This window comes from Streptomyces spiramenti (assembly GCF_012034385.1).
Taxonomy (GTDB): domain Bacteria; phylum Actinomycetota; class Actinomycetes; order Streptomycetales; family Streptomycetaceae; genus Streptomyces; species Streptomyces spiramenti.
The window spans coordinates 1-4,311 of record NZ_JAAVJB010000325.1; the positions used below are offsets into that span (position 1 = coordinate 1).

3 protein-coding genes, 1 pseudogene and 1 riboswitch are annotated in these 4,311 nt (G+C 74.4%); all 4 genes and pseudogenes read right to left on the reverse strand.

Features of this window, described 5'->3' with window-relative positions:
• The coding region (locus HCJ92_RS22560) for a hypothetical protein (protein ID WP_245241150.1) at positions 1-679 on the reverse strand (679 nt) is incomplete at its 3' end.
• A gap of 107 nt (positions 680-786) precedes the next feature.
• Positions 787-935: riboswitch (adenosylcobalamin (AdoCbl) riboswitch) on the reverse strand.
• A gap of 256 nt (positions 936-1,191) precedes the next feature.
• On the reverse strand, positions 1,192-3,258 hold the full coding sequence (locus HCJ92_RS22565; protein WP_167935458.1) for a DEAD/DEAH box helicase: 2,067 nt from the start codon (positions 3,256-3,258) through the stop codon (positions 1,192-1,194).
• A 296-nt stretch (positions 3,259-3,554) separates the two neighbouring features.
• Positions 3,555-4,076, reverse strand: a complete 522-nt coding sequence (locus HCJ92_RS22570) for a hypothetical protein (RefSeq protein WP_167935457.1) — start codon at positions 4,074-4,076, stop codon at positions 3,555-3,557.
• A gap of 47 nt (positions 4,077-4,123) precedes the next feature.
• Positions 4,124-4,311 (reverse strand): annotated as a pseudogene (locus HCJ92_RS25890) (UDP-glucose 6-dehydrogenase); the annotation flags it as partial.

Here is a 4,311-nt window from a genome sequence, read left to right on the forward strand (position 1 = left end):
CTCCGGAGCCGCCGCCCGGGGCCGAACCCCCGCCGGCGTCACCCGACCCGCCGGGGCCCCCGGAGCCGCCCGGTCCACCGGGCCCGCCGGAGCCGCCGCCGTTGTCGGGCCGCACCGGGGCGACACCCGGCTGCGGCGCGTCGTCCATCTCGCGGTTCATGGAGAAGGACCAGCCCTCGAACGTCCCCTGCTGCGGGGTGCGGTACGTGGCGCCCCGCTGGCTGTAGCTCCAGTTTCCGCCGTTCGGCGCGTGCCAGTACGACCAGTACGCGGAGGCCGGCGGGGTGTCCACGCAGTCCTCGGAACCCGTCCCCGGGCGGCCGTTGATGCGGCAGATGAACGATTCGCCCCAGCGGGCGGTGCCGGCTATCTGGAACCCGGCGTTCTTCAGCGCGGAGAGGCCGTCGGCCTGCGCGCCGGGGGCGCAGCGCACCACGCGTCCGCCGCCCAGTTCACGGAAGTCGACGATGACCGTCACGCCGGTGGCACCGGGACAGAAGCCGGGAGTGCCCGCCTGTGCGCGGAACGCCTCCGCGAAGCCGCCGACCGGCGCGATGCCCGCGGCGGGCGGCGCCTGGAGTGCGGTCGCCGACGGTGCGGCCACGAGCGGAGCCGCCAACAGCCCGAGCAGCGCGACGAGTGCCTGGACCGAGGTGATACGCGCTCCGGTGGCGGGCATCTGGGGCCTTTCCCCTAAGGGCCCCGCGCGGCACCCAGCACCGCTTCACACACGGACCCCCGACACGTTCCCACGAACACGGCGAGGGCCAGGACGGCCGGCAGGCTGAGGGCTCCACGCTGTAGACCATGACAGTGAGAAGCAGTGCACGTGACCCGCCGGGTGTTCCGACTCACGGCCGAACGGCCGTTCACGGTTGCAGGTCAGTGCCGGATTCCCACCGGCTTCCCCCCGCGGCCCACGCATGAAGTTGTGAGGCCCGTACAACGGGCCACCGCAACGATACGGCGGCCGGAGCGCGCGCCGCCAGGGTTCGGACCGGGTGACAACCCCCACAGCCACGCCGCCACCACGCCCCTCAGCACCGCCATGACCACGACGACGCACCGCCGTGAGGGGGTACGCGAGGCGCCCGCACGGAAACGGCGCGGGCCGGTGAGCCCCCGTCAGGGATGCTCACCGGCCCGCGCCGTCAACGTGGTGCGGCGCCGCGAAGGCGCCGCACCGGATGCTCAGTCCTCGCGCTTGTAGCGGGGGCGGTCACCACGACGGTCGTCCGTGGGACGGCCGCCACCGCGGTGGTCGTCGCGGCGGAAGCCGCCGCCACCACGCCGGTCGTCGCCTCGGTGGTCGTCACGGCGGAACCCGGGGCGGTCGTCGCGACGCTCACCACCGCGGAACCCACCGCGGTCGCCATCACGCCGGTCGTCACGACGGAACCCGGGACGGTCGTCGCGACGCTCACCACCGCGGAACCCACCGCGGTCGCCATCACGCCGGTCGTCACGACGGAACCCGGGACGGTCGTCGCGACGCTCACCACCGCGGAACCCACCGCGGTCGCCATCACGCCGGTCGTCACGACGGAACCCGGGACGGTCACCGCCGCGGTCGCCGTCACGCCGGTCGTCACGGCGGAAGCCGTTGCGGTCGCCACCACGGCCGTTGGGACGGCGGTCGTCACGGCGGAAGCCGCCGCGGTCGCCGTCGCGACGGTCGCCGCGGTCCGACCGCTGCGCCTCGCGCTCGGCGTCCTGCCTCTCCCGCTCCAGGCGGCGGGTCTCGCGGCGCGCCTCGCGCTCCGCCTCGGCCGCCTCCTGCGCGGCGTTGGCCGCGGCGATGGCCTCCTGGGGGTCCTCGCCTCGCTCACGGGCGGCGCGACCGGTCAGCTGCTCGGCCTCCGAGCGGAGTTCACCGGCACGCTCCTGGGCGCGCTCCAGCTCGCGGACGAGGCGCTTGGCCTCGCGCTCGGCGTGGAGCGCCGCTCCCATGGCCGCCTCCGCGTGCAGCTCGGTCAGCGACCGGGCGCCGGTGATGCGGGTGATCTCCTCGTCGAAGAGGTCGCCGCGACCGATGATGTGGCGCGAGGCGTCGACGCCCGCGTCCTCCATCAGCCGGAAGACCCCGCGACGCTGGTGCGGGAGCGCCAGCGAGACGACGGTGCCCGACTCACCGGCACGCGCGGTGCGGCCGGAGCGGTGCAGGTAGTCCTTGTGGTCGCCGGCCGGGTCGACGTTCAGCACCAGGTCGATGCCGTCGACGTGGATGCCGCGGGCCGCGACGTCCGTGGCGACCAGCACGTTGATCTTGCCTTCCTTGAAGTCGGCGAGGGTCCGGGTGCGGGCGCCCTGGGTCATGCCGCCGTGGAGGGCGTCGGAGCGTGCGCCCGACTCGCGCAGCTGCTCCGCGACGCGGTCCGCACCGAGCTGGGTGCGGACGAAGATGATGGTGCGTCCGCCCTTGCGGGCCGCGATCGCGCTGGTGATCGGCGCCTTGTCGCGCGGCTTCACGATCAGCACGTGGTGGGTCATGGTCGAGACGGCGCCCTGGGCCGCGTCGACCTCGTGGCTCACGGGCTCGACGAGGTAGCGCTTCACGAGGGAGTCGATCTCGTTCTCCAGCGTGGCGGAGAACAGCATCCGCTGGCCGCCGGCCGGAACGAGGTCGAGCAGCTCGGTGACCTCGGGCAGGAAGCCGAGGTCCGCCATCTGGTCGGCCTCGTCGAGGACGGCGACCTCGACCTCGTCCAGCGAACAGGCGCCGCGGCCGATGATGTCGCGAAGGCGGCCGGGGGTGGCGACCAGCACGTCGACGCCGCGCTCCAGCGCGTAGATCTGGTTGCCCATCGAGGTGCCGCCGCAGACGACCTTCAGCTTGAGGCCGAGGACGTCGCCGTAGGGCTGGAGGGCGTCGGAGACCTGCATCGCCAGCTCACGGGTGGGCGTGAGGATGACACCGCGGGGGCGCTTCCGGGCGGTGGAGCCGCCGGAGAGGCGGGCGAGCAGCGGCAGGCCGAAGCTCAGGGTCTTGCCGGAACCGGTGCGGCCACGGCCGAGGATGTCGCGACCGGCCAGCGCGTCCGGGATGGTCGCGGCCTGGATCGGGAACGGAACGGTGACGCCGTTCTGCGCGAGCTTGCGCACCACGGCGTCGGGGAGTCCCAGGTCGCCGAAGGTGGTGGTGGGCTCGTCGTCCGCCAGGACGTCCGCGGCGGCCTCGACCTCAAGGGCGTCGAGGGGCTCGGTGACCTCGTCGAGCACGATCTCGGGGACGTCGAGGGATTCAACGGGTGCAGACATGGGTGATGCAATACCTTCCGGAGTCAAGCGGCACGCGCCTGAACTCCGTAGGTAGATTCGAACCGCCTTGTTGCGGTCAGCCACGGCTTCGACGAGGAACGCGCCACACGGCGCAAAGATGGCGCGCCGGGCAAGTGGGATCAAACGATCTACAAGGATACGCACGGCGACCGGAACGACGCAAACCAGTGCGGGGCCGGAGTGGCGGGCGCCACAGCAACCGCCGGCCCGCGCCCGCCTCGGCCGCGGCGTGCTGCGGCCGGGGCGGGGTCGGGGGCCGCCGTCGGCCCGCCCGTTCAGCGGGCGCGCTGCCGGAACTCCTCCGGCTCGCCCTCGGTCTCGCCCGGATCCGGCTCGGGCGGCTCGGGCTCCGGCTCCGGTTCGGGGTCCGGGTCCGGCGGGGGCACGGAGGGCACCGGTGGCGGCGCGGGCGGCGCGGACGGCACAGGCCCCGCGGGCGGCGGCGACGGCGAGGCCGGGACCGTATGGTCCGGGTCGGGCCCGTGGTCGGGCTGGTCGGAGGAGCGCGGCGCCTCGTCCGGCCGGTCGTCGTCGGGCTCCGGGTCGGTGGGCGAGGAGTGCGGGCGGGAGCCACCGCCCTTGTCACCGTGGCCGGTAGCCGTACCCGAGGGGTCGACCGCCCCGACGTCGTGATCCGTCTCCGCTCCTTCCGGCCCCTCGACCCCCACGGACACCCCGGGAGGCGGCGGCGCTTCGGGCGGGCGGCCGTCGACGGTGACGCACCCGGAGGCGGTGGCGAGCAGCGTCAGGGCGGCCCCCAGGCAGGACGAAACGGTTCGGGACGGCGGGCGGCGCACGACTCCGGGACCTCCACGCGGTGCGGTCGGGTACGACCCTGCCCAACTGCCGCGGGGGGAACGAGGACACGGCCCGACGCGACCGGCCGGGCGCGCACCCCGCACGGCGCGGGCGTGAGGCACGGGCGGTCGAGGTGGACGGCGAGGCTCTCCACGGCGGCGTCGACGTAGGACATGTCGCAGGCGTACTCGCCGTGCTTCTGCGGGGTGTTGACGCAGACGAAGTGGACGTCGC

What these genes read in the sequence shown, in the direction of transcription:
- HCJ92_RS22565 (WP_167935458.1), bottom strand. Translation starts at nt 3,258, where the DNA reads ATGTCTGCACCCGTTGAATCCCTCGACGTCCCCGAGATCGTGCTCGAC.